At 37.2% G+C, this 24,772-nt stretch carries 21 protein-coding genes; 15 read left to right on the top strand and 6 right to left on the bottom strand.

The window, feature by feature from the left end; all coding sequences use genetic code 11:
* Positions 1-25 precede the first annotated feature (25 nt).
* Both FLUTA_RS13105 and FLUTA_RS13100 read right to left on the bottom strand, forming a co-directional pair.
* Complete coding sequence (locus FLUTA_RS13105) at positions 26-3,397, bottom strand: T9SS type B sorting domain-containing protein (RefSeq protein WP_013687366.1); 3,372 nt, start codon at positions 3,395-3,397, stop codon at positions 26-28.
* A gap of 263 nt (positions 3,398-3,660) precedes the next feature.
* Positions 3,661-4,416 carry a DUF475 domain-containing protein gene (locus tag FLUTA_RS13100; RefSeq protein WP_013687365.1) on the bottom strand — a complete coding sequence of 252 codons (756 nt, stop codon included), beginning with the start codon at positions 4,414-4,416 and terminating at the stop codon, positions 3,661-3,663.
* Positions 4,417-4,513: 97 nt separating this feature from the next.
* Here FLUTA_RS13100 and uvrB point away from each other — a divergent pair, with 97 nt between their 5' ends.
* The 12 genes from uvrB (at position 4,514) to FLUTA_RS13040 (ending at position 16,474) form a co-directional block, all read left to right on the top strand.
* Positions 4,514-6,538, top strand: a complete 2,025-nt coding sequence (uvrB, locus tag FLUTA_RS13095) for an excinuclease ABC subunit UvrB (RefSeq protein ID WP_013687364.1) — start codon at positions 4,514-4,516, stop codon at positions 6,536-6,538.
* Positions 6,539-6,651: 113 nt separating this feature from the next.
* A complete protein-coding gene (locus tag FLUTA_RS13090; RefSeq protein WP_013687363.1) occupies positions 6,652-7,032 on the top strand; it encodes a hypothetical protein in 381 nt (126 codons plus the stop codon).
* A 59-nt stretch (positions 7,033-7,091) separates the two neighbouring features.
* Complete coding sequence (locus FLUTA_RS13085) at positions 7,092-7,403, top strand: DUF3817 domain-containing protein (RefSeq protein WP_013687362.1); 312 nt, start codon at positions 7,092-7,094, stop codon at positions 7,401-7,403.
* 22 nt (positions 7,404-7,425) lie between these two features.
* Positions 7,426-8,154, top strand: coding sequence for a 2-phosphosulfolactate phosphatase (locus FLUTA_RS13080; RefSeq protein WP_013687361.1), 729 nt, complete (start codon positions 7,426-7,428; stop codon positions 8,152-8,154).
* The gene (locus tag FLUTA_RS13075) at positions 8,123-9,154 is read left to right on the top strand and encodes a zinc dependent phospholipase C family protein (protein ID WP_013687360.1); all 1,032 of its coding nucleotides are present in this window, start codon (positions 8,123-8,125) and stop codon (positions 9,152-9,154) included. The genes FLUTA_RS13080 and FLUTA_RS13075 overlap by 32 nt, the downstream gene beginning before the upstream one ends.
* Before the next feature lie 46 nt (positions 9,155-9,200).
* Entirely contained in the window at positions 9,201-9,707 is a 507-nt protein-coding gene (locus FLUTA_RS13070; protein WP_013687359.1) for an FKBP-type peptidyl-prolyl cis-trans isomerase, read from the top strand.
* 116 nt (positions 9,708-9,823) lie between these two features.
* The gene (locus tag FLUTA_RS13065) at positions 9,824-10,483 is read left to right on the top strand and encodes a porin family protein (protein WP_013687358.1); all 660 of its coding nucleotides are present in this window, start codon (positions 9,824-9,826) and stop codon (positions 10,481-10,483) included.
* Positions 10,484-10,512: 29 nt separating this feature from the next.
* Positions 10,513-11,199, top strand: coding sequence for a porin family protein (locus FLUTA_RS13060; RefSeq protein WP_013687357.1), 687 nt, complete (start codon positions 10,513-10,515; stop codon positions 11,197-11,199).
* A 9-nt stretch (positions 11,200-11,208) separates the two neighbouring features.
* The gene (locus tag FLUTA_RS13055; protein WP_013687356.1) at positions 11,209-11,901 is read left to right on the top strand and encodes a hypothetical protein; all 693 of its coding nucleotides are present in this window, start codon (positions 11,209-11,211) and stop codon (positions 11,899-11,901) included.
* A 169-nt stretch (positions 11,902-12,070) separates the two neighbouring features.
* Complete coding sequence (locus tag FLUTA_RS13050; RefSeq protein WP_013687355.1) at positions 12,071-12,847, top strand: ABC transporter ATP-binding protein; 777 nt, start codon at positions 12,071-12,073, stop codon at positions 12,845-12,847.
* Positions 12,844-14,034 carry an ABC transporter permease gene (locus tag FLUTA_RS13045; protein ID WP_013687354.1) on the top strand — a complete coding sequence of 397 codons (1,191 nt, stop codon included), beginning with the start codon at positions 12,844-12,846 and terminating at the stop codon, positions 14,032-14,034. Before FLUTA_RS13050 ends, FLUTA_RS13045 begins: the two co-directional genes overlap by 4 nt.
* Positions 14,035-14,698: 664 nt before the next feature.
* Positions 14,699-16,474: an AAA domain-containing protein gene (locus tag FLUTA_RS13040; protein WP_013687351.1), complete on the top strand. Its 1,776-nt coding sequence runs from the start codon at positions 14,699-14,701 to the stop codon at positions 16,472-16,474.
* A gap of 121 nt (positions 16,475-16,595) precedes the next feature.
* Here the strand turns inward: FLUTA_RS13040 and FLUTA_RS13035 are convergent, their stop codons facing one another.
* Complete coding sequence (locus tag FLUTA_RS13035) at positions 16,596-17,813, bottom strand: sensor histidine kinase (RefSeq protein WP_169312086.1); 1,218 nt, start codon at positions 17,811-17,813, stop codon at positions 16,596-16,598.
* A gap of 104 nt (positions 17,814-17,917) precedes the next feature.
* On the opposite strand from FLUTA_RS13035, the gene FLUTA_RS13030 reads away from it, so the two are divergent.
* A complete protein-coding gene (locus tag FLUTA_RS13030; protein ID WP_043023815.1) occupies positions 17,918-18,610 on the top strand; it encodes a hypothetical protein in 693 nt (230 codons plus the stop codon).
* 106 nt (positions 18,611-18,716) lie between these two features.
* Here the strand turns inward: FLUTA_RS13030 and FLUTA_RS13025 are convergent, their stop codons facing one another.
* The 3 genes from FLUTA_RS13025 to porX all read right to left on the bottom strand — a co-directional run bounded on the left by FLUTA_RS13025 (position 18,717) and on the right by porX (position 22,225).
* Positions 18,717-19,943: an alanine dehydrogenase gene (locus tag FLUTA_RS13025; RefSeq protein ID WP_013687348.1), complete on the bottom strand. Its 1,227-nt coding sequence runs from the start codon at positions 19,941-19,943 to the stop codon at positions 18,717-18,719.
* Between the two features lie 321 nt (positions 19,944-20,264).
* The gene (tsaE, locus tag FLUTA_RS13020) at positions 20,265-20,681 is read right to left on the bottom strand and encodes a tRNA (adenosine(37)-N6)-threonylcarbamoyltransferase complex ATPase subunit type 1 TsaE (protein WP_013687347.1); all 417 of its coding nucleotides are present in this window, start codon (positions 20,679-20,681) and stop codon (positions 20,265-20,267) included.
* Entirely contained in the window at positions 20,678-22,225 is a 1,548-nt protein-coding gene (porX, locus tag FLUTA_RS13015) for a T9SS response regulator signal transducer PorX (protein ID WP_013687346.1), read from the bottom strand. Before porX ends, tsaE begins: the two co-directional genes overlap by 4 nt.
* Before the next feature lie 48 nt (positions 22,226-22,273).
* On the opposite strand from porX, the gene FLUTA_RS13010 reads away from it, so the two are divergent.
* Together FLUTA_RS13010 and FLUTA_RS13005 are read left to right on the top strand one after the other, a co-directional pair.
* Positions 22,274-23,530: an HD domain-containing protein gene (locus tag FLUTA_RS13010; protein WP_013687345.1), complete on the top strand. Its 1,257-nt coding sequence runs from the start codon at positions 22,274-22,276 to the stop codon at positions 23,528-23,530.
* Positions 23,531-23,608: 78 nt separating this feature from the next.
* Positions 23,609-24,730, top strand: a complete 1,122-nt coding sequence (locus FLUTA_RS13005; protein ID WP_013687344.1) for a hypothetical protein — start codon at positions 23,609-23,611, stop codon at positions 24,728-24,730.
* Positions 24,731-24,772 lie beyond the last annotated feature (42 nt).

The following is a 24,772-nucleotide window of genomic DNA, read 5'->3' as shown; positions in this document are numbered from 1 at the left end:
TGCAAAGGTATTATTCTTTGATCTTTTATCGAATTAAACTCACATGTCCGCTAAACTCTGTGGGAATGCCAAAACAGTCTTCATAGATTACACGAATGGCATACACACCATCTGGACAATTTTCTCCACGATAAATTCCATCCCAACCTGTGAAAGCTCCTGCTTGTGAAAACACTTCTTCTCCCCAACGATTGAAAATACGCATGTCCCGAACGATGATATTTTCACCTTTGAATTCAAATCGATCATTGTAAGAGTCTCCATTTGGAGTAAAGGAATTGGGCAAATAGAAGAATTGTTCATTCTGTAAATTCACATAAATAGAATCCCATTTTTCACCGCAAGCGTTGAAAGCATGAACTGCATACCAGCCTGATTCAGTTAAAAAGGTTCCCACCAAATCGCCATTCGGGGCAAAAATTTCCAGGTTATAATTCGTTTCAATCTGCAAATTAGAAACGGACAATTGCTTTTCACACTCCAAAAGCGAATCCTTGGGGAAATACAAATCAACGGCTGTCAAACGACGAACCCGCATGGAATCGGTAATACTTCCGCATTGGTTTGTCAAGGTGCACGAATAAACACCTTCTTGGGAAATCCATTCCGTTGCACTTTGTGAGCCCGAACTCCATTGGTAAGAACCAACTGAGCCCAAAGCAGTGTATGAAAATCCTACTCCTATTTCGAAACAAGTATCCAAATTCGTTGGAAGATCTAATTCTGGGAAATGTTTAATGGCCACAGAACAAGTTGCAGAATCAATCCCACAGTTATTTGACCCGTAAACGGTATAATTTCCGTTTGCAGAAACCGTTAATTGGTTTCCAATACTTCCATTCGACCAAAGAACACTATTTACATCTAAAAAAGTTGGAATAAGAACAATATTTCCTCCATTTTGAATACATGTGTCAATCGATGAAATAAGCTGTACATGAGGTAAATTCGTTTGAGCAACTGAAATGACCGCATTCACGGTTCCACAATTATTCGTTGCAGAAATCGTATAAGATCCCGGACCATTCACACTTCTTTGTGCTGATACTGTTCCGTCATCCCACAAAACGCTAGCGCCTGCAGAAATCGTCGGATTTAAAATCGCAGGAAAATCACCTTCACACACCGTTACATTTGCTGTATTCCCGATAACCGGAAGTGAATTAACACTTACAATAGTATTTGCCGAATCGATTCCACACTGATTCGAACCATAAACAACATACGTTCCAGAATTAGAAACCGTTAATTGAATTCCCGTGCTGCCATTCGACCAAAGTACCGTATTTACATTCGTTAATACAGGTATTAAAACAATACTTGCACCAGATTGAATACACGTATCAACCAAAGCAGTCAATTGTACATCAGGCAAATTGATCTGAGAAACAACTACAGCGGCATTCGTGGTTCCACAGGAATTTGTTGCAGCAATTATATAAGATCCAGGAACGTTTACAGTTCTGTTTGGGGTTATAACTCCATTGTCCCATAAAACACTTGCTCCAGAAGAAACTGTAGGATTTAACGTTGCAGGAAAATCGTCTTCACAAACACTTACGTTCGCTATATTCCCAATAACTGGAAGTGAATTAACTATCATCACAATCGAATCTATTCTTGTCAAACAACTATCTGAAAGTTCTAACCAATAGGTCCCTGATTGTGTGATGTTTAAAGAAGTTCCTGTAGAATTATCGCTCCATAAATACTGAACAGGTGCATTGGCCCCAGAGAATGTTGGTGTAATTGTAAACGAAGATCCAGGTTGAAGACAAATACTCGTATCAGCCGGAAGATTCATCGTAAAAGTAGACGGAATGATTACAGGAACAATCGTATCAATTAATTCGCAGCATTTCGTGTCGAGTACCCGAAGAAAGATCGTATCGGTTATATTCACTGAAAGCATATTTACACCAGTTGTGTCTCCGGTAGACCAGTAAAATGTTGGGTCAGTGAAACCGGCCACGTTAGCAGTGATCATTGATTGACAACCTGTATTTTGAACCAAGTCCAGAGAAATATTCTCACAATTAGGAGAAAATGTAACATCCGCTAATATGCCTCCGTTCTGAAAAGGCGTAATATTAGGGATATACGAAACAGTCAAAGGTTGAAATGAAGCAATCGCATCAATTGTAGGAACAGGTAATTCGAAAAGCTGCGAACAATCCTCAATAGTAGTGAGTTCTTCATCCAGGATAATCTGGTTGATATCCGTTTGAAAGATAGAATAAGAGGTTTCTGTACTTGTAAAATAATGGTTCCCATTTAGGAACATACTGTTTCCAAGCGAACGTCCAAATACTCCTATGGCAGTTCCTGTTGAAATATTTGGTTTTGAAATCCCAACGCATTTTTCAACATTTCCGCCCTTATCTACTTTTAATGTATATGTTCCATCAAAATACCCCCAATTCGTTCCAAAAAACACATAACTGGTTGCGGTTTCATTCAATGCAGCTATTGATCCGATTGCATTACTATCCACATTGTAGTTTTTGCAAAACAGGATATTTCCCAAAGTATCACTCTTGACTAAAAAAAGATCTGCAAAAAAATTCGTGTTATCGCTATCTACTCCCAGAACGAGATTCCCATTCATATCCGAATGGATGATAGTTCCCCGCGCCTTGAAAGATCCTCCGGTCGGAACGATGACTGAAAGGTATTTTTCAAAAAAGACAGTCCCCGTTTCAGTAATCCCAATTACAATAGGTGTTTTTTCACCAATCGTATTATCCGAAAATCCAGTAATAAATAATTTTCCATTGACCATTTTAGTTGCACTCACAAAGAGCGTATGATTCGTCATATTCGATGGATTTGGAAGCAAATAATGCAGTAAAGGAGTTTCCCAAATCACATTTCCGGTTTGGGAAGAAACAGCCCATACTTTACCGCAGAAATCTGGTACATTATGGACAGAACCCACCAAAAAGAATTTTCCGTTCGAATAGCGCATACACCAGACAGCACTGATTGAAGTCATATTAAATTTGGACCAATACAATGCTCCTGTTTGCGCATTCATTTTAAAGTAAAAAGAACCGGTCATTGAACCGGATACACCGAGAGTTCCACAACCAATTAAGGTATCTCCGAGAATATCCAGGAATGTAATCATTGTATTATTGGTCGGATTTGTACTAAACGAAAGCGTTTTACTCCACAAAGGAACATGCATTGCATTTTGTTTCACAATTAATCCTTTGTTATTTTGCTTTCCTGCCACGTAGGTATTCCCTAAAGCATCAGCCACGATATTCGCTGCGGTTTCATCATCTGCCAGATTTCCAATGATTGTGCTTTTCTCATCGTTTTGAGAAAACACCAGATTCATGCTAACTACAGACAAAAAAGTCAGCGATAATAGAAGTAGTGTTTTTCTCATAATTGAGTAGTTAAAGTGTTGATTAAAAATAAAGTAATTTTACCAAATCTCCATAGTTGTATACTATTGTGAAAAAAAACGATTAAAAGTAAAAAGGTCGATAATTAACAAGTTAAAATGCTGAAAAATAGATTATTGAGACTTAATGAATGTATTCATGTTATTCTCATTAAAAAATGAATGGGCTCATTGGTTGATTCATAGATGCAATCTATTGATTTAAAAACAGAGGTTGCTTTGAATGAAAACAATAAAAATTCGATTTAGTTTTTTTTCGCTTTATGAAAAAGGATGGGAACAACGAAAATTGCAAGGGTTAAACCAGAAACACACAAATCAAATTGCTCCGATTCAATCCACTTTGTAGATGGTACATAATGAACCAATAATGCCAAACACAACTTTACTCCTAAGATTCCAATCACGAGGAATGCAGAATTTTCCAAGAAAGGGTATTTTTCCATTAAAACCACGAAGTATTTAGCAACATATCGCATCGCCAGAATGCCTATGAATACTCCAATACAAATCAAAACGATATTCTCAGAATAAGCAACAACAGCAAAAATATTGTCGATGGAAAAAACGATATCCATAAATTCAACCGCTAAAACTGTCGACCAAAAGATTCCGATTACACCCACTGTTCCGCGGTAAATAAAGCTTTTTTTCGTTTCCTGAACCTCATCTTCGATTTCTTGGTGAACACTTCTTGCAGAAAAATGCTTGATACACATATATATCAGATAAGCGCCACCAATTGGTTTAAACCACCAAATACTCAAGATAGATTCTACCAAAATCAAGGCCAAACCACGAAAAAAATAAGCTCCAAGAATTCCATATTTCAACGCTTTGGCTTGTTGCTCTTTCGGTAAATCTTTTACCATTGTTGCAAGAACAGCCGCGTTGTCAAATGATAAAATAATTTCAAGTAGTAAAATTCCAAGAATCAATAAAACAGCATTCAAAGGATGCTCTGTCATCAGAGCTGTAAATTCATGGAATTGATTCATCATAGGATTGTTGTTTTCAAACGAAATGCAAAGATACTTTATAATTCAAAATGCAAAATGTAAATGTCAAAAGAAATTGGAAACTCGTATATTTGTTATTATGGATTTCCAACTCGTTTCTGAATTCAAACCTACAGGTGATCAACCTGAAGCAATCAAGCAATTGGTAAAAGGAATTGATGATGGGCACTTTGCTCAAACCCTGTTAGGGGTTACAGGAAGTGGAAAAACATTCACAATGGCAAATGTGATTCAACAAACGGGAAAACCAACGTTGATTTTGTCACACAACAAAACGCTTGCAGCCCAACTTTACGGAGAATTCAAGCAGTTTTTTCCAAACAACTCGGTTGAGTACTTCGTAAGCTATTACGACTACTACCAACCCGAAGCCTACTTGCCTGTCACAGACACATTCATTGAGAAGGATATGCAAATCAATGATGAGATTGAAAAGCTACGACTTTCTGCCACATCTGCATTGCTTTCTGGAAGAAGAGATGTCATCGTAATTGCTTCAGTAAGTTGTATTTATGGTATCGGAAATCCGAATGAATTTGCCAATTCGATTATTCCTATTCATGTGGGACAATTGTTTCCTAGAAACAAATTTTTACTGCGTTTGGTTGAAAATTTGTACTCACGGACAGAAGCAGAATTCAAACGCGGGACTTTTAGAGTAAAAGGAGATACTGTTGATATTCATTTGGCTTATGCAGATTATGCCTTACGTGTGGAGTTTTGGGGAGATGAAATTGAGCGTATTCGCACCATCGATCCTGAGAACAACTCGGAAATAGAAATTTTTCAAGAAATTCAAATATATCCTGCAAACATTTTTGTTTCCAGTCCTGAAACTACCCGAAAAGCCATTGACCAAATTGGTGAAGACATGGTGATTCAAGTGGAAAATTTCAAACGAGAAAAGAAAATACTCGAAGCAAAACGCTTGGAAGAACGCACTTCGTACGACATGGAAATGATGCGGGAATTGGGCTATTGTTCTGGAATTGAAAATTATTCACGCTATTTCGACCAACGTGAACCAGGAACTCGCCCATTCTGTTTGTTGGATTATTTTCCAGATGATTACTTAATGATTGTCGATGAAAGTCACGTGACAATGCCTCAAATTCGAGCAATGTATGGTGGTGATCGCGCCCGCAAAATAAATTTAGTTGATTACGGTTTCCGCATTCAAGCAGCAATGGACAATCGCCCGTTGATGTTTGATGAGTTTCAAACCTTGATCAACCAAATCGTTTATGTGTCTGCGACCCCTGCGGATTATGAATTGGAGCAGTCGGAAGGAGTTGTGGTAGAGCAATTGATACGCCCAACTGGATTGTTGGATCCGATTATTGAAGTGCGTCCGAGCTTGAATCAAATTGATGATTTGATTGAGGAAATGCAGCTTCGAATAGAAAAGGATGAACGTACCTTGGTAACAACTCTAACCAAACGAATGGCCGAGGAGTTGCAAAAATACTTAGACAAACTGGGAATTGCTTGTCGCTATATTCATTCTGATATTGATACCATTGAGCGGGTTGAAATCTTGCGTCAATTGCGTTTGGGAGAATTTGATGTACTCATTGGAGTAAATTTACTTCGAGAAGGATTGGATTTGCCCGAAGTAAGTTTGGTTGCTATCATAGATGCCGATAAAGAAGGATTTTTGAGAAATGAACGTTCTTTAGTACAAACTGTGGGGAGAGCAGCACGAAACATCAATGGTCGTGTAATTATGTATGCCGATAAAATGACGAAATCGATGGAACGAACCATTTCGGAAACGGAACGCAGAAGGGCCATGCAGATAGAATACAATGAAGCACACGGACTTGTTCCAACTGCTTTAAATAAGTCAACAGAGGTCATTTTGAAATCGACAAAAGTTGCAGATGGTGATCCAGAAACGCGTTCTCAAAAATACACTCCTTACGAAGCTGGGACTGGATTATTTGCTGCAGAACCGACTGTAAACTACAAAGATCCAGAAGAGTTGGAAAAGGCAATTGGAGCGAAGCGCAAACAAATGGAAAAAGCAGCCAAAGACTTGGATTTCATTGAAGCTGCACGTTTGAGAGATGAATTATTTGAATTACAGGCTAGAAAGAAATAGAACTATTTATTAAAAAGAACACCATATACGAATCAAAAAGACTCGGAGAATTTAGACAAAAGACAAGATTCTGTCTATAGTTTTTCATCTTAAGTCTAATAAAATAAAAAACAATGAAAAAAATCCTCTTTCTTACTACAGCAGTCTTATTCTTGCTTGCATGCAACAAACCACTATTAAAATACAATGCCGACTTTGAAGGAACTTGGTATAGTGAAGCAAAGTACAATTCTGCTTTTGAAGAATTCGTTTCTGATGAATTGACATTTTCGGGAACTACTGGAACTTATCAAGTAGATTGCAGAGATACTTGTGGAGTAAATCTATGTACTTGTACAGCAAAATTATCAGGAACTCCAGAAATCAATCAACAACGAACAATCATTCGACTCAATTCTCAAACGCCACGTACTTTTAATGTCACTGCTGAACCTTATGAAGTAGGTGGAGAATGGTATATGGAGATTGATGGAAAGAAATATCACAAGCAATAATTATCGGTGAATTGTACCAATAATTCAGCTTTCAATCCCTAATTTTGCAAACAAAAAACATGAATTTTAAGTCTGCTCTCGGTGCACTACGCGTAATCGCTGTTTTAGAAGGAATCTCTTTTCTTTCCTTTCTAATTACCATGCCTTTGAAATACCAACTGGATATTACAACTCCTAATAAAATTGTGGGAATGGCGCATGGAGTTTTATTCATTGCTTACGTTTTTCTTGTTTTTTGGGCTTCCACAGATACTAAATGGAGCTTGAAAACAAAATTTTGGGCATATTTAGCTTCTTTGCTCCCATTTGGAACATTTGTAGCAGACGCTAAGATTTTCAAACCAACACAAGAATCGCTAAAATCGATCTGATTTTACTACCTTCGCCCTCGATATGGATACAAGAAAGTTGGTTGAAGTTTGTTATACTCCAGGTGAGTATGCGTATTTTAAAGATGAATTTGAAATCGTCGTTGTGATTGATGTGCTAAGAGCAACTTCTGCAATTTGCGCTGCATTCGACAATGGAATTGCATCCATCATTCCCGTTCCAACAGTGGAAGAAGCTTGGGAATACAAACAAAAAGGATATTTAGCTGGTGCTGAAAGAAAAGGTCAAATTGTGGAAGGTTTTGACTTCGGAAATTCGCCTTTTTCATACATGAAAGAAGAATTTAGAGGGAAAGAAGTCGTTTTGACAACCACCAACGGAACGAAATCTTTAGATGTTGCAAAAGATGCTGAAACGGTCGTAGTCGGTTCATTCTTAAATCTAAACTACTTGAATGAATGGCTTGAAAAACAAAACAAGAATATTTTGTGTTTGTGTTCTGGCTGGCAAGATAAATTCAATTTAGAAGATTCAATTTGTGCGGGAGCCATTTGTGATCATTTAATTAATACGGGAAATTTCACTTCAGTGGAAGATTCATCTATCGCTGCGAAATACCTATATCTTTCAGCAAAAGACAATTATCTGGGATTTTTAAAGTCAAGTTCGCACAGAAGACGATTAAAAAACTTAAATTTGAATGAAGACATCAAGTATTGTTTGACGCCTAATCAAACAAACGTGATTCCAATTTTAAGAAATGGTAAACTCGTCAACATTCAAGAGAACTAGCATTATTCTACTATCCTTCCTGTTCATTTCAAATGCAGGAAATACTGGTCCTCTTCCCTATTCGAAACTTCCAAACCCGAATCTTTGGGGCTTTTTTGGACATAAACGCATCAATCGTTTAGCTACGTTTTCACTTCCGCCCGAAATGTTTGGATTCTTTAAAGAAAACATCGAATTCATTACGGAACATGCTGTAGACCCTGACAAAAGGCGCTATGGCGTTGATGGTGAAGCACAACGACATTACATCGACATCGATCATTACGCTGTAAATGGTCAAGATCCATTTGAACTCGTCCCTAAAAAATGGACAGAAGCAGTAGCTAAATTCTCAGAAGACACCCTTCAAGCTTACGGAATTGTTCCTTGGCATATTTTAGTGATGAAGAACAGACTTCAAAAAGCATTTGAATCAAAAAATATCGACTTGATTTTGAAAAATGCCACTGAAATTGGTCATTACATAGGTGATGCACATGTTCCTCTACACACAACGGAAAACTACAATGGTCAAATGACGGGACAGCGTGGAATTCACGGATTGTGGGAAAGTAGAATTGTAGAAATCAATGCCGAAGAATACGATTATTTTGTTGGGAAAGGAAAATACATTCCAAACGTTCTTGATTTTGCTTGGGATGCTGTAAAAGCTTCCAATGCAGCAGTTGATTCTGTACTTACGATTGAAAAAGAATTAACAGCAGAATTTCCAAGCGATCAAAAATACACCTACGAAACGCGCGGAAATGTCGTCATACAAACTTACTCCAAAGCTTTTTGTGACGAATACCAAAACCGCATGAATGGAATGGTAGAAAGACGTATGCGGCAAGCAATCATTGCAGTTGGTTCCATTTGGTACACTGCTTGGGTAGATGCGGGTCAACCCGATTTATCGAAACTAACCAACAAACCACCTTCAGCTGAATTATTAAAAGAACTCGAAGAACTGGATAATTTATACCAACATAGCGAGCATAAAGGAACGATTTGTGATTAGTTTGCATGAATTTCCATTACCTTTATTCCCAAATTATTGAAAAACGATGACAGTAGACACAAACACGGTGGTTTCCTTGCAGTACAAGTTGACAAATCACAAAACAGGAGAACATATCGAAGAAACTTCGAAAGATCAACCAATGGAGTTTTTATATGGAATTGAACGTATCATTCCAACTTTCGAAGTAAATATTCACGGACTAAAAGCAGGAGATACATTTGAATTTTCTATTCCTACATTGGAGGCTTACGGTGAAAAAAATGACGAACACGTAGCAATCATTCCTCTTTCTGTATTCTTTGATGAATCTGGAAAAATTGATGAAACACAAATTAACGTTGGTGCCGTTTTGCCAATGACAGATAACGATGGTAATCATTTAAGAGGAACAATATTAGAAATGACAGACGATACAATTACCATGGATTTCAATCACCCACTTGCTGGAACAGATTTATTTTTCCAAGGTTCTATTTTGGAAGTTAGACAAGCAACTGATGAAGAAATTGCGCATGGGCATTCCCACGGGGCACATGGACATCACCATTAAAAAGAATGAATCAAAGGGTTTAAAGTATAAGTTTAAACCCTTTGATTTTTTATAGCCTTTAAAATTTTTCCAAAAACTTAGCGTTCTTACTTTAGGTCAATCAAAAACAAATTAGCATGAATCGTTTCATATTCGCAATTACTTTTTTCACTCTCACAGCAACTACTTCACTTAAAGCTCAAAACAGTTTGGTTGATTTTGGAATTGAAGGCGGACCAAATTTGAGTCTTCTAACTGGAACAACAGTTTTCAATACGAAATTCGATCCTAAAATTTTCGCGTCTGCTGGATTTATCTTTCAATACAACACCAAAAAATTCCTTTCATTTAAAACAGGGGTTTCTTATCAGCAAAAAGGTTATCAACAATCTATTACTTTAGTAGATCCATTTGGTAATAATGCCGAAACAGGAAAACACTCCTCACGCTTTGATTATTTGACATTACCCATTTTAGTAAAAGCAACCTTTGGAAAGAAAATCAATTTCTTTGTGAACGCCGGTCCCTATGTCGGCTATCTTTTAAACGTAACTAGTCGCTATAAGTCACCAAGTTATTCTGGTGAACAAAAAGCAACAAATAGTTTTAACCGCTGGGATTTCGGAATTTCAGCAGGACTTGGAATTGGAGTTCCTATAAATGATTATTGGGTTATCTCATTAGAAGCCCGTAATTATACTGGACTCACCAATATTAGTCCATTTGCTAATTCCAACCTTAAAACAAATACTACCGATTTACGTTTAGGCGTTGTATATAGAATGGGATTCCGTTAATACGAGACAACTATTTTCTAAAAATCTAAATGAAACAATCACTAACAATCATCTTCTTATTTATCTTAGTCACAACATCGCTAAGAGCCCAAGTCAATAAATTTGATTTGGGATTTGAAGGTGGTCCGAATGTTTGTAAAATAAAAGGAAACAAAGTTCCATTTTTAAAGTATGAATCGATCATTTATGGATCATTTGCCCTCACTTTTCAATACAATCTACCCAAACTTTTTTCAGTTCGTGCAGCAATTGGTTACGAAAGAAAAGGACATCAAATGGAAATTCAGGTTACGGATGAAAATGGCACTTTCATTGACAATTCCATATTTCAATCTCAATTCAATTACATCACACTTCCTATTTTAGCTCGATTTTCATTTGGGAAAAACATTAAATTTTTCTTAAATGCAGGAGCTTATGGTGGTTTTCTATTTAAAGAAGTTGACAGAATAGCGGAAACAGAACATTTCAAAGCAATCAATCAAACGAACACGAAAAACTTCAAACAATTCGATTATGGACTAACTGGCGGTTTTGGATTAAGCGTTCCCATTAAAACCCGCTGGAATGTTTCTTTGGAACTCAGAAACAACTTTGGGCTGGTGAATATTAGCTCCCTTCCGTTATCCAATAATGGACAGGTAATCACAAACACCACCAATATATTAATGGGCGTTTCCTACAAACTCGGTTTACGCAAAAAAAGAAGTAACTAACTTTTCGGAATGGAAAAATCGATTTGTTATATACTTTCTGGTTTAGGAGCAGATGAGCGCGTTTTCGATCAAATAGATTTCGGTGACTTCACTCCGGTTTTCATTCCTTGGGAACCCGTTAAACCCAATCAATCGCTTGAATCATACGTAAAACAATTGAGTTTGCATGTCAAAGTTCCTTCACCAATACTGATTGGTATTTCTTTTGGAGGAATAGTTGCTCAAGAAATGAGTTTCTTATTTGAAAATTGCTCAGTTTTAATCATTTCGAGTGTAAAATCCCGTTTGGAGCTTCCTGCAATGATGCGAGTGAGTGGAAAAATTGGATTTCATAAACTGATGCCAATCCAACTCCTATTGAAAGGCAATTGGATAAATTACTGGTTATTTGGTACCACCACGAAAACAGAAAAGAATAAGTTAACTGGAATTTTGGAAGATTCTGACCCCATATTTACCAAATGGGCGATTCATCAAATCACGAATTGGAAAAGAAATAAGAAAACGAAATCTCCCATTCTTCACATTCATGGTGATAACGACCGAATTTTCAAGATTTCAAATGCGTCTCCCGATTTCATCATTAAAGGTGGTTCACATTTAATGACTGTTTCCAAACCCAAAGAATTGAGTATAGTAATCCAGGATGGATTAAATAAATTAGCTGATAAACAAGCTTATTCAGATTTTACAAATTACTAATTAAAAAAAGATTCGTAATTCGTAATTCGTAATTCGTAATTCGTAATTCGTAATTCGTAATTCGTAATTCGTAATTATTTACAACCTTTCATCCTAAAAAATCACTTTCATCCGTATTTACTGGTATTCATTGGAACAACTTATTAATTTAGTAGAATAATCTCTTAATATGATACAGGTTTCGCATCTCAGTAAGTCATTTACGTTAAATCGACAGCAGAAAAAAGAATTGGGAACAACCCAAAATTCGGTTCTAGCAGTTGATGATATCAGTTTTGAATGTGCTCCAGGAAAAGTCCATGCACTTCTTGGCCCAAATGGAGCTGGAAAAACGACTACTCTTCGCATGTTGTCGACTATTTTCAAACCAACAAAAGGAAGTATCCTCATTGATGGAGTTGATGCTGTAAAAGATCCACAAGAAGCACGCAAGCATATTGGGTTCCTCACTGGTTCTGCTGGTTTGTATGCACGCCTGACACCCAATGAACTTATCTCCTATTTCGGGGAATTGTATGGGGTTTCAAAAAGTGATATTGAAGCACGGAAAAAGAAACTTTACGATTTACTCGATATGAACGATTTCCAAAACAAGCGGATTGGAAAATTGAGTACAGGAATGAAACAAAAGGTTTCCATTTGTAGAACCATGATTCACGACCCACAAGTTGTCATTTTTGATGAGCCAACAAGCGGTTTAGATGTCATCACTGCAGAGAATATCATTCAGCTGATTCGTGATTGTAAAAATCAAGGAAAGACTGTTATTTTCTCCAGTCACATTATGGGAGAAGTTGATTTATTATGCGATGACATTACCATCATTCACAAAGGAAAAGTCTTATTCAATGACACCATGGATGCTTTCAGACAACAACAACAAGCTCCCAATCTTACCGCAGAATTTATTCGAATTGTTAACGATCAAAAAACTGAAAAACCATGATTTTTACTGTATTTAAAAAAGAGTTACGCGATACTTTGCGCGACCGCAGAACAATCATGATGATGATTGTAATTCCAACACTTGTATTCCCAATAATCATGAGTGTTTTCATGTCTATTTCTGACAGCTTTCAAAAAGAGGCTGCCGAGAAAAAAGTGAAAATAGGTTTGATTAGTAATCAAGTGGGTAGTTTGGAAGCCGATTTATTGAAAGTTCCATCTGTACTTGGAAAAAAAGAGTTCATTCCTTTTACAGACACCATTTCTTTAATAAAAGCCATTCGTTCGGATTCTGTTCAAGTAGGAATTTATGTTCCGAACAATGCGGAAGAATTGAAGAAAGAAATGAAACCGATTTCTGTAACTGTATTTCACGATGGAACGGATTTAGGCATGAAAGATCGTGCTGAAACCTATTTGTCATACGTTCAAGAAAATTGGAAAAAGCAACGTTATGCTCAATTGAAGATCGACGAAGCGAAAATAACTCCATTCGTAGTTGCTTACTCCAATGTTGCTTCTAGCAAAGAAATGATTGGAAAACTAGCTGGCGGATTTTTACCTTATTTGTTCATTGCCTTTGGATTTATGGGATGTATGTTCCCTGCAATAGATCTTTTTACGGGTGAAAAAGAACGCTCAACAATTGAAACATTGCTTACGACTCCAGTTCCAAGATGGAAAATTTTATTTGGTAAAATGGGAGTTGTCGTACTTTCAGGTTTGTTAGCTGCTACCTTCAATTTATTGGGAATTTATTTGGCTATTGAGGTGCTAGACCTTGTAAAAGATCCTGTTGTACTAAAAGCAATCAAAGATATTTTGTCACCAACATTTATTATCATGTTGTATGCTTTACTTGTTCCTTTAATTGTTTTTTTCGCGGGAATTATGATTCCAATAGCAGTTCGCGCAAAGAGTTTCAAGGAAGCACAAAGCATTATTTCACCTCTCAACATCTTAATTATCTTACCAGCAATGGTTGGATTTTTCCCAGGAGTTGAGCTCAATGAAGTAACGGCTCTAATTCCAGTGGTGAATATCGTTTTAGCTACCAAAGAATTGATTGCTGGAACGTTGGAATTTCATTTAATCGCAATGGCTTTTGGGGTGATGGTTCTTTTGGCTGCAATTGCTGTGATGCTTTCTTACCGGAAATTTGAAAACGAAAACAATGTTATTTCGTAACATGTCTGTCTCGATACTTCCGCCCTGTCAGTTCGAGTATCCCGACATTTCAGTCGGGATGTATCGAGAACACAAGGCGAAAACTCGACCTGACATTTAATCGAGATGAAACAACTTAGATAAGTACGCAAGTTATCTTAGTGGCCTAAAAAAGAATCATGCAGTCGATACATCCGCAGTTGGAACAAGCCATCAAGGAAGAGATTTTGTATTCTCAGAAACTGGCGAACGAAAATTTGAAAGTTACTCCAAATTATTTCCCACTAATGAACACATAAGAAAGACATCGTATTCAATATTCATAATCTACAAAACACTTAACTTTCGTGTTCCTTTGTGCTCTTCAGTGGGAGAAAATTATCATTTAGTAAAACTTCCGTTTATCTTCATCAGCTAAAAACAAATCATGCAAGCGATACATCCGCAGTTGGAACAAGCCGTCAAGGAAGAGATTTTGTATTCTCAGAAACTGGCGAACGAAAATTTGAAAGTTACTCCAAATTATTTCCCACTAAGGCGCACTAATGAACACATAAGAAAGACATCGTATTCAATATTCATAATCTACAAAACACTTAACTTTCGTGTTCCTTTGTGCTCTTCAGTGGGAGAAAATTATCATTTAGTAAAACTTCCGTTTATCTTCATCAGCTAAAAACAAATCATGCAAGCGATACATCCGCAGTTGGAACAAGCCGTCAAGGAAGAGATTTTGTATTCTCAGAAACTGGCGAACGAAAATTTGAAAATTGCTCCGAACATATTGCGGAAGCAAGGATTAAGTTTATTTCCTTGTGAAGTTCGAGATATTCGCACGGGAATCAATGGAGAATTCTACCAATTGGAGACTTCCTTTGTGATCAATAACTCATTTTTCCGAAGAGGTTCATCGGTTTTGTTTTACGTTGATAATAAACGATACAAAGCTCGAATCGTCGAATTAAACGCTTATTCGCTAACTATTTTCTCCAAAGAAGAAATTGAAGGAAATCCGTTTGAAAATAGTGCGCGAATAGATTTCACCCCCGATGATCGGACGCTGGAATGCATGGAGTTTGGAGTACGGTTTTTAAAAGAGCAAAAACAGCTACAAGATTTCGAGCATGATTTCTCGGTAAAAAAGGAAACCTCCTCTTTCTCGGCTGATTTACTCAACAATTCTCAGCAAGAAGCTGTTGGAGCCATTTTAAGTTCGGATTTAACGACTGTTATTCAAGGTCCTCCAGGAACTGGAAAAACGCATACTTTATCCATTGCTATTGCAGAATTGGTGAATCGCGGAAAAAAAGTGTTGGTCACAGCACCAAGTAATACTGCAGTAGATAACTTGTGTAAGAAATTGATTGCTGCAAAGATTAGTTTGTTGCGCGTTGGGAACAATGAAAAAGTTTCCGCAGAAGTTATTCCTTATACCATTGATGCTTATTTAGAAGGTGGAAAAACGGCGCAATATAGTCAGACGATTAAGAAACAAATCCAAAAGACAGAACAAGTCGCAAATCGCACTATCCGAAATTACACCAAGGAGGCAGCAGATGAAAAACGACAAGCAAAACGCGATTTACGTGAATTGCAAAAGGAATTGCGAAAACTAGCTCAAGATACGGAGCAACAATTGATTGAATCGAGTTCTGTGATTGCAGGAACTCCAGTTGCGTTGTTCAATGCACTTTCCAAAGACGCTTCATTCGATGTCGTTATTTTGGACGAAGCTGGACAATCCTTAGCCCCATTGACTTGGTTGGTTGCTACTTTCGGGAAAAAGCTCGTCTTGTGTGGGGATCCACAGCAATTACCACCAGTTGTTTTCAGTAATAAAGCCATCGAATTAGGTCTCAATAAAAGTTTATTGGAAACGGTCAGCCACTTGCAAAAACCGGTTCTTTTAAACGAGCAATACCGAATGGCTCCTGAAATTGTTTCAACGATCAATCCATACTTTTACAACAACGAACTTCAAACAGCAATTGGAATTCCATCAGGTGAGATTCAATTCATCGACATGGCTGGATTTGGGAATGGTGAAACAGAAAACGAAACAACTGGAAGCTTTGAAAACTGGGATGAAGTGAAAGTGGTTCGAAAACTGATTGAATCAGAATCATTAAATCCTACACAAACGACGATTATTGCTCCGTATTCTGCTCAAATAGCACTCTTGCAAAAAACGATGGGAACAGAATGGCATGTTTCCACCATTGACGCTATTCAGGGGCAAGAAGAAGAAAATATTGTTATTAGTTTTACCCGATCCAATCCGGATGGAATTATTGGTTTTTTGCGTGATTACAGACGAACAAATGTCGCCATTTCTAGAGCAAAAAGAAAATGCTACCTCATTGGCGACAGTGCCACGCTTGGAAATGATTCGTTTTATTCCCAATTGATTCATGAAATTGAGACGAATGGAGTTTATCGGAGTGCTTGGGAATTCGAATAATTCCGATTTTCATGCCCGTCTCGATACTTCCGCCTGTCAGTTCGAGTATCCCATCATTTCTGTGGGATGTATCGAGAACAGATAGCGGAAACTCGACATGACATGAAAAAATGTTCTTATTCTAAACAATTAACTGAGTATTCACCGAATAATCAATGACTTTGATTTGAATCATTGCCCCAGAGTTCTCGGTCGCATTTTTACCAACGATAAAACTCGCATCGATTTGTTCACATAGCGATCGGATGAGTTCGAATCCTAAGGTAGAATGATTGTTTTCTTTATCTGATTTAATTCCTGGCCCATTATCCGATAATTCAATCTGCAAAGAATTGCCAACTTGAGAAACACGAATAGTTACAATGAGTTTTTGACCAGGAATTTTTGCATGTTTGTATGAATTGGTTATTAATTCATTCATAATTAACCCAATGGGAACTGCTTTTGATATTGGAAGCATCAACTCATCTGAATTAACTTCTAAAACAACATCAGCATCCCCACCAAAAGCGTGTTCTACATTCCGAATCAATTCAACCAAGTAAGTCATCATGTTCAGATTCCCCACCCGTGATTCAGAATACATTTGTTGGTGCACCAAAGCCATGGAGAAAACCCTTCCTCTACAATCTTCCAAAGCATCAATTACCTCTTGAGATTCAGAATTATTCTTCTTAATATTGATTAGACTCGTCACAATGTTCAAGTTATTCTTCACGCGATGATATAATTCAGCGAGTAGTAAGCGCTTTTCCTCAATGACATTTCGAACCTCTTGCTCTTGTTTGATATTCAACCAAGTAATAACGGTAATTAACATCAAACCACAAAAAAAGGCGAAAATTCCATTGAAAATTTTCAAAGAAGCCATGGTCTCTTCAGTGATTTGAATAAGTTCAGTTTTTGGACTAAAAAGCACAAAATAGCTAATTTCTAAGAAATAAAAAATACACCAAATTATGAGATGACCAAATAATTCCTTCCGACCTAAAATATGAACAATTGAAAGCGTTAATGGAAAGAAATACATCAAGACATTACTTTCAATCCGCATATAAACAGTTGCAACCCCTAAAACATACATTCCAATAGCGAAAAAGAGATACGCTCCAGCAAGGTACTTTCGAAAAAAATTCAATACGATTACTCCACAAGCCAACCCTAAAACAATCGAAAAATGAATATTGAGTGGTTTGAATCCAATTATATTGAATACAACTAAAGAGGCAATGACATTGAAACACCCTACTAGGTTTAAGAAATTAACCTTTTGAACTAAATCTTTTTCCCACTCTTTGGAAGTCTTGGGCCATTTAACTCCTAAAATGTTGCTTATCACACAATTCTGTTTCGACGAATATACCAACATTTTTAAAAAAAATTGCGGTATATTCGTCGAAGCTATATACATTTGGACCTATAAATATGTCGTCATTCATGCCTATGCTAAGAAATTTACTACAATCTTTGATTCTTTTAGTGGTATTGTTTGTCTCAAATTCTGTTGAGGCTCAACCGTATGTTCTTAGAAATCAAAAACCATATTCATGGATGATTGGTGTAAGCTGGACAGCTGTTGATGATGACGGTCGTGGTTTATGTCAAGCATTTGACGTTGCAGAAACTTGGAACTACGAATATTTTCCAACACGCATCTTTGTAGATAAATATTTAAAATATGGATTAAGCGTTGAATTTTCTGCAGCTTATGTAACGTATAGAGCTGGAAAATTGATCAATGATTCTATCAATCGTTCTGGAATCTTTTTGTCTATGGATTTAAATTGCAAATACAGTTTTTATCCATTAATTTCTCAAAAATGGCTTGATCCGTATGTTTCACTAGGAATTGGAAATACGCAACGTACAGCTATTCCACAAGTAAGTACTATTACGGGGAATATTGCTTTAGGAGTCAATCTATTCTTTTACCGTGGATTAGGTGTTCAATTACAAACCTCTGGAAAAATTGCTTTGAGTGGTGGCTTTTTTGGAGAAGCAAATTACATCCAACACAATCTTGGGCTTGTTTATAAATTCAATTCTGGCAGTCGTGGTAGAGAAAACTTCAGCAACAAGCGCTACAAATGGACTGGTAAGAAAGTGAAATATAAAGGAAATAAACGGGGAGGATAAAAGAGATATCAAGACATCAGGATGTTAAGATGTTAAGGCTTATGGTGTTGTTTAAACAACCAATTTTAGTCCTGAAATCTTAAAGTCTTAAAATCCTAAAATCTATTTACCCTTTCAATCCCATCATCAATAGATCAATATCTTTGTATTTCAAGTCGAAAACACGACCTAGAACTTCGCTTACTAAGATTCCTTTGTAGATATAAACTCCTGAGCGGAATCCTAAATCATTGCGAATTAAATCCAAACAACCACCAGATTCGCCCATATCCATTAAGATTGGTGAGAAAATATTCGATAATGCAAAAGAAGCTGTTCTAGGAACTCTCGAAGCAATATTTGGAACACAGTAATGCACCACACCGTGTTTTACAAATGTTGGATTGTTGTGATTCGTAACCCGTGATGTTTCAAAACAACCACCTTGGTCAATACTCACATCTACGATTACGGAACCTTCCTTCATGTTTTCTACCATTTCTTCCGAAACAACACACGGAGTTCTTCCCAATGGAGAGCGAATTGCTCCAATCACCACATCCGCACGCATGATTGATTTTGCCAATACTTTTGGCTGTAAAACGGAAGTATAAATCCGTGATCCTAAGTCGTTTTGTAGACGTCTTAAACGGGATAAGCTATTGTCGAACACTTTTACCGAAGCTCCTAATCCTAAAGCAGCTCGTGTTGCGAATTCACCAACGGACCCAGCTCCTAAAACCACGACTTCGGTTGGCTGAACACCAGCAATACCTCCTAACATGATTCCTTTTCCTTCATTGAACGAAGATAACAACTCACCAGCTATTAAAATCGATGTCGTTCCAGCAATTTCACCCATGGTGCGAACAACTGGAAATACTCCTTGCTCATCACGGATATAATCCCAAGCAATGGCTGTAATTTTCTTTTCGATTAATTTTTGAAGGATACTTTTAGGCTGAATACTTAACTGAAGTGCAGAAATCAATGTTTGATTCCCCTTCATTAAATCCACCTCTTCTTCGGATGCAGGTGTGATTTTTAAAATAATATCGCACTCAAAAATTTCACTATTTGAAGAACAAAGCTCAGCACCAGCTTCAGAATATTCGCGGTCACTGAACTTACTAGATTCGCCAGCTCCTCTTTCAACGCGCACATTGTGTCCGTTTGCTACTAAAAATGAAACGGCTTCTGGAACCAAGGCAACCCTACGCTCTTGAAAACTTAACTCTTTTGGAATTCCAATTACTAATCGTCCTTTCTTCTTAGCAATTTCGAGCATTTCTTCCATTGGAAGGATATTGCCCTCTTTCAAAAGTTGTTTGAGTAATTCTGGGTCCTTTACCATAATCCGCGAAAAATTTTAGATGAACGAAGATACGAAAAAAAGGAATATGAAATGATGCTTCGGGGAAAGACATACACACAATTATTTCGGGTATATTTATTGGATAAACTTTCAACAACCCAAAAGATCATCATGTTAGTAATCAGTTGTTTAATAATAAATCTGTTCACAAAGATGTGAACACTCGAATTTTCAAATTCTGAAATTCGCGAAGAAATTTAGTGGAGAAACAGTAGTTAAAATACAAGATAGTACACCACATCCCTCGGTCAAAAACGATAGCTGAATATATTACCAAACATTTAGTTGAATCAAAATTCTTTAGGAAATCTGAATGAGCCGCTCGCCACTTTCATTCACTTCTATAAAAATCTTCACCACATCATCTGGCAACAAAGGCTCAATAATCTCTGCCCATTCTACAAAACAAGTTGCATGTGAATACAACAATTCTTCCACTCCCGCATCGATTGCTTCTTCTACCGAGTTCAAACGGTACATGTCAAAATGCATTACTTCGCCATAATACGCGGAATCGTAGGAATTCACTAACGAATAGGTCGGAGAACCTTCTAACAACTCAATTCCCATTGCCCGAAGAATCGCAGAAATGAGTGTCGTTTTTCCCGATCCCATTTCTGCATAAAAAGCCACAACTTTGCGATTTCCAATCGTTTCTAAAATCTCTTTAGCAACAAACGGAATATCCTCCAAAGTATGTGCAATCAATTGGCTCACTTCGACTGTAAAATGATAAAGGGAATTAACATTTCCTCCATCGAGATTCCTCCGTGCTGAAAGGTGTCATTGTAATAATTCACAAAGTGATTGTAGTTATTCGGATACACAAAATAATCTTGTTCACGTGTAAAAACAAATTCTGCTGACAAGCTCGATTTTGGTAAACCAACTTTATCTGGATGTTTGACAGTGAATACTTCTTTCTCTTTGTAGCTTAAGTTACGACCCGTTTTGTAACGCAAATTTGAATTCGTACTACGATCTCCAACTATTTTCACTGGATTTGTAACGCGAACCGTTCCGTGATCCGTTGTGATGACAACCTTCCCTCCTTTTTCCGCAATTTTCTTAAACATCTCTTGCAAAGGAGAATGCTCGAACCAAGAAAGTGTCAAAGAACGATAAGCAGATTCATCAGCAGCCAATTCCTTAATCATATCCATTTCGGTACGGGCATGAGAAAGCATATCCACGAAATTGTAAACAATGGCATTTAGTTGATTATCCCACAAGGTATGAAACTGATCTACCAATCTTTTACCTGCTTCCAAGTTAGTGATTTTGTGGTAAGACCATTTTACATCCTTTCCGTTGCGTTTCAAATTCCCTTCCAGGAAAGTTGCTTCGTGCATATTCTTTCCACCTTCATCGTCTTCGTTTAACCATTGCTTTGGAAAACGTTTCTCAATTTCTGAAGGCATCAATCCCGCAAAAAGAGCGTTACGCGCATAATGCGTTGCTGTCGGAAGAATTGAATAAACGATTTCCTCCTTTTCAATCGTGAAGAAATTGGAAATAATTGGTTTCAAGACTTGCCACTGATCGTAACGAAGGTTGTCAATTACCATCAAGAAAACACGATCTTTCTCATTCAACAAAGGAAAAACCTGTTCTTTCAACAAATGGTGAACCATGTCTGGAGCTTCCTCTTGCCCATTGAACCAATCTTCGTAATTATTCTCCACGAAGCGACAGAATAAATCATTCGCTTCTTTGCGTTGTGCATTCAAAATCTCCAACATTCCTTGGTCTTCAATTCCTTTGAATTCCAAATCCCAATAGGTCAATTTTTTGAAGACATCTTTCCACTCTTCGGCATCCAATCGACTATTCAACTGCATACCCAATTGGCGAAACTCTTGCTGGTAGTTTGAATTCGTTTTTTGAGATACCAATTTACGGTGATCCAAATTTTTCTTCAAACACAGCAATAATTGATTCGGATTTACTGGTTTTATTAAATAATCAGCAATTTTACTACCGATTGCTTCTTCCATAATCGATTCCTCCTCACTCTTGGTAATCATCACCACTGGAGTTTGAGGAGTAATTTCCTTAATACGAGCCAATGCTTCTAATCCGGAGATTCCAGGCATATTCTCGTCCAAAAAGACAATATCATAATTGTTTTCTTGACACTTTTCGACAGCTTCACTACCGTTGTTAATGAGTTCTACACTGTATCCTTTTGCTTCCAAAAAGAGAACATGTGGTTTTAGAAACTCCATTTCGTCATCTGCCCACAGAATCTTTGCTTGCATATCCTAAAGATTAATTAGCTTTGATATTAGATTTATAAAGGTATTCAATTGCGAACAAACACACATCGAAATAATAAAAAGAAAATCATCAACGACCCCGTTTACGGTTTTATTTCAATTCCCGACGAATTTATTTTCGATTTGGTGGAGCATCCTTTCTTTCAAAGATTGAGAAGAATCAAGCAATTGGGGATGACACACTTGGTTTATCCAGGAGCTTTGCATACGCGTTTTCACCATGCAATTGGAGCCATGCATTTGATGACACAGGCTATTTCGGTGATTCGAAGAAAAGGACATGAAATTACGGAAGAAGAAGAACGAGCGGTTCTCGTAGCGATTTTATTGCACGATATTGGTCACGGCCCTTTCAGTCATGCGCTGGAATACGACATCGTGAAAAATGTCAGCCACGAACAAATTTCCTATTACTTCATTCAAGCATTAAAACGCGATTTCCCTGAAAATTCAGATGATTTAGAGCGTGCTTTGATGATTTTCGCTAATAAGTACCACAAAAAATTCTTGTATCAACTGGTTTCAAGTCAGTTGGACATGGATCGATTAGACTATTTGACAAGAGATAGTTTTTTTACTGGAGTTTCGGAGGGAATTGTTGGAACGGAACGCATCATTGAGATGTTGAACGTACATAACGATCAGTTGGTAATCGACGAAAAAGGAATTTACAGCATTGAAAAATTCTTGGTTGCAAGACGTGTGATGTACTGGCAAGTTTACTTACATAAAACCGTTGTTTCCGGTGAATTTATGTTGATTAACATTCTAAGAAGAGCAAAAAAATTGATTCGCGATGGCGAAACCTTGTTTGGAAGTCCGGCCTTGTTGTTTTTCATGACGAATGAAATTCAAAAAGTAGACTTTGAAACGAATCCTGAAATATTGAAAATCTTCGCTCAATTGGATGATTACGACATTATGGGAGCTGTAAAAGTGTGGCAAGATCATTCGGATAAAGTTTTGTCTATTCTTTCTACGAATTTGGTAAATCGAAACTTACATAAAGTTGAAATCGCGAAAGAACCCTTTAGTCCTGATAGAATATTGATGGAAAAAGAATTGGTAAGAACGCAATATCAATTAGACGATGAAGAAATCAACTACTTTGTGTATTCAGAATTGCTGTCGAACAATGCATATAGCCAGGTGAAACAAACGATTAACTTATTGCTCAAAGATGGTCAAACGATTGACGTTTCGAAGGCTTCTGATAATCTGAATATTTCAGCATTGGCTCAACCCGTGGAGAAGTATTGTTTATGTTATCCTGTAGTAAGACATTAAGATCACATACTTTTTTAACCACATAGGACAAATAGAGCACATAGAGCAGATAGAATATAGAGTCTTAATATCCAAAAAATGCTTTCAAAACTCCTTCTAAACAGCCTAATTTCCTTTCTTGGTGCATCCTTGTTGATTTCCTGTGGTGAATCCACATCAGAAAGCAAGCCAGCAGTTCCCAAAAAGAAAAAGACGGAACTCGTTGAAACGGAACAACCGATCGACGATTATGAGTATTATTCAGATGATTATGAGGAGGAGAAATGGGTTGAAATTGAAGATCCGGACCTGATTAAACTTCTAATTGACGAAGAGGTCAAAAATGACAAACGTGCGAAGATCGATTATAAAGATCATTCCATCTATTTTCCAATCAAAGGTGATTCGTACCATGTTCGGTATACGATTCGTGCAAAAGAATACCTGAACAATGACAGCATATCTGATTTCATCGTTTACCGCACTTCGGACGGAATGCTTGGCGGGAGTGCAAATACGAATGAGAAGCTGATCTATTGCCTGATGGGACCAAATAAAGCCATTCTTCAGAAACATGAAATTCTTCTTTCTGCGCCCTTTTCTTATAATTTAATAGAGCGGATCTCTTTTAAAAACAAGAAAATGACTGCTCGAGCTATGCAAAATTACAGAACTTACATGCCAGAAAACGCGGAAGATCTGAAAACAACCATGATCAGCTTCATTTACACAGACAGTAATGTTTACGAAGAAAGTTACCTAACAGACTGTGAATTGGCAAAATGGAAAAACAAACAGCTTTTCAAGGGGAAATCAGAAGTTACCAGAACCATTGAAATGCATAATTACACCGAACTGGTTTATGAGAAATACAAAACCGAAGAGTTTGAGTTCTCCGCAGAATTCTCCGGCTGTGACAACCTAAACCTGGTTTTGGAAGCAAGGTTCAGCTACCGTGGAAAAAAACAGGAATTCCTTCTGGAGAAAAGAGACCGTTTCCTGGAATATCTAAAGAACAATACATCCCTTGAGAAGGAGATCACATCCATTCAAGGCTATTTTGCAGATACTGATTTATCTGAGGAAGCAATTGAATTGGATGGATTCACATTCCGCTTATATACCAGCCACGAAAAAGGAAAAACGATCTTCCGGCTGATTCTCGATCAAATCAAGAACCCGAACCAAACGGAGAATTGGGAAATTACAACCAGACATTAGGGTCTTAATATCCACCAAAAAAATCGTTTATTTACCTAAAAT

The sequence above is a fragment of the Fluviicola taffensis DSM 16823 genome (assembly GCF_000194605.1).
GTDB classification, from domain to species: domain Bacteria; phylum Bacteroidota; class Bacteroidia; order Flavobacteriales_D; family Crocinitomicaceae; genus Fluviicola; species Fluviicola taffensis.
The sequence above is the reverse complement of the archived record's forward strand: the minus strand, read 5'-3'. Positions and strand labels throughout refer to the sequence as shown.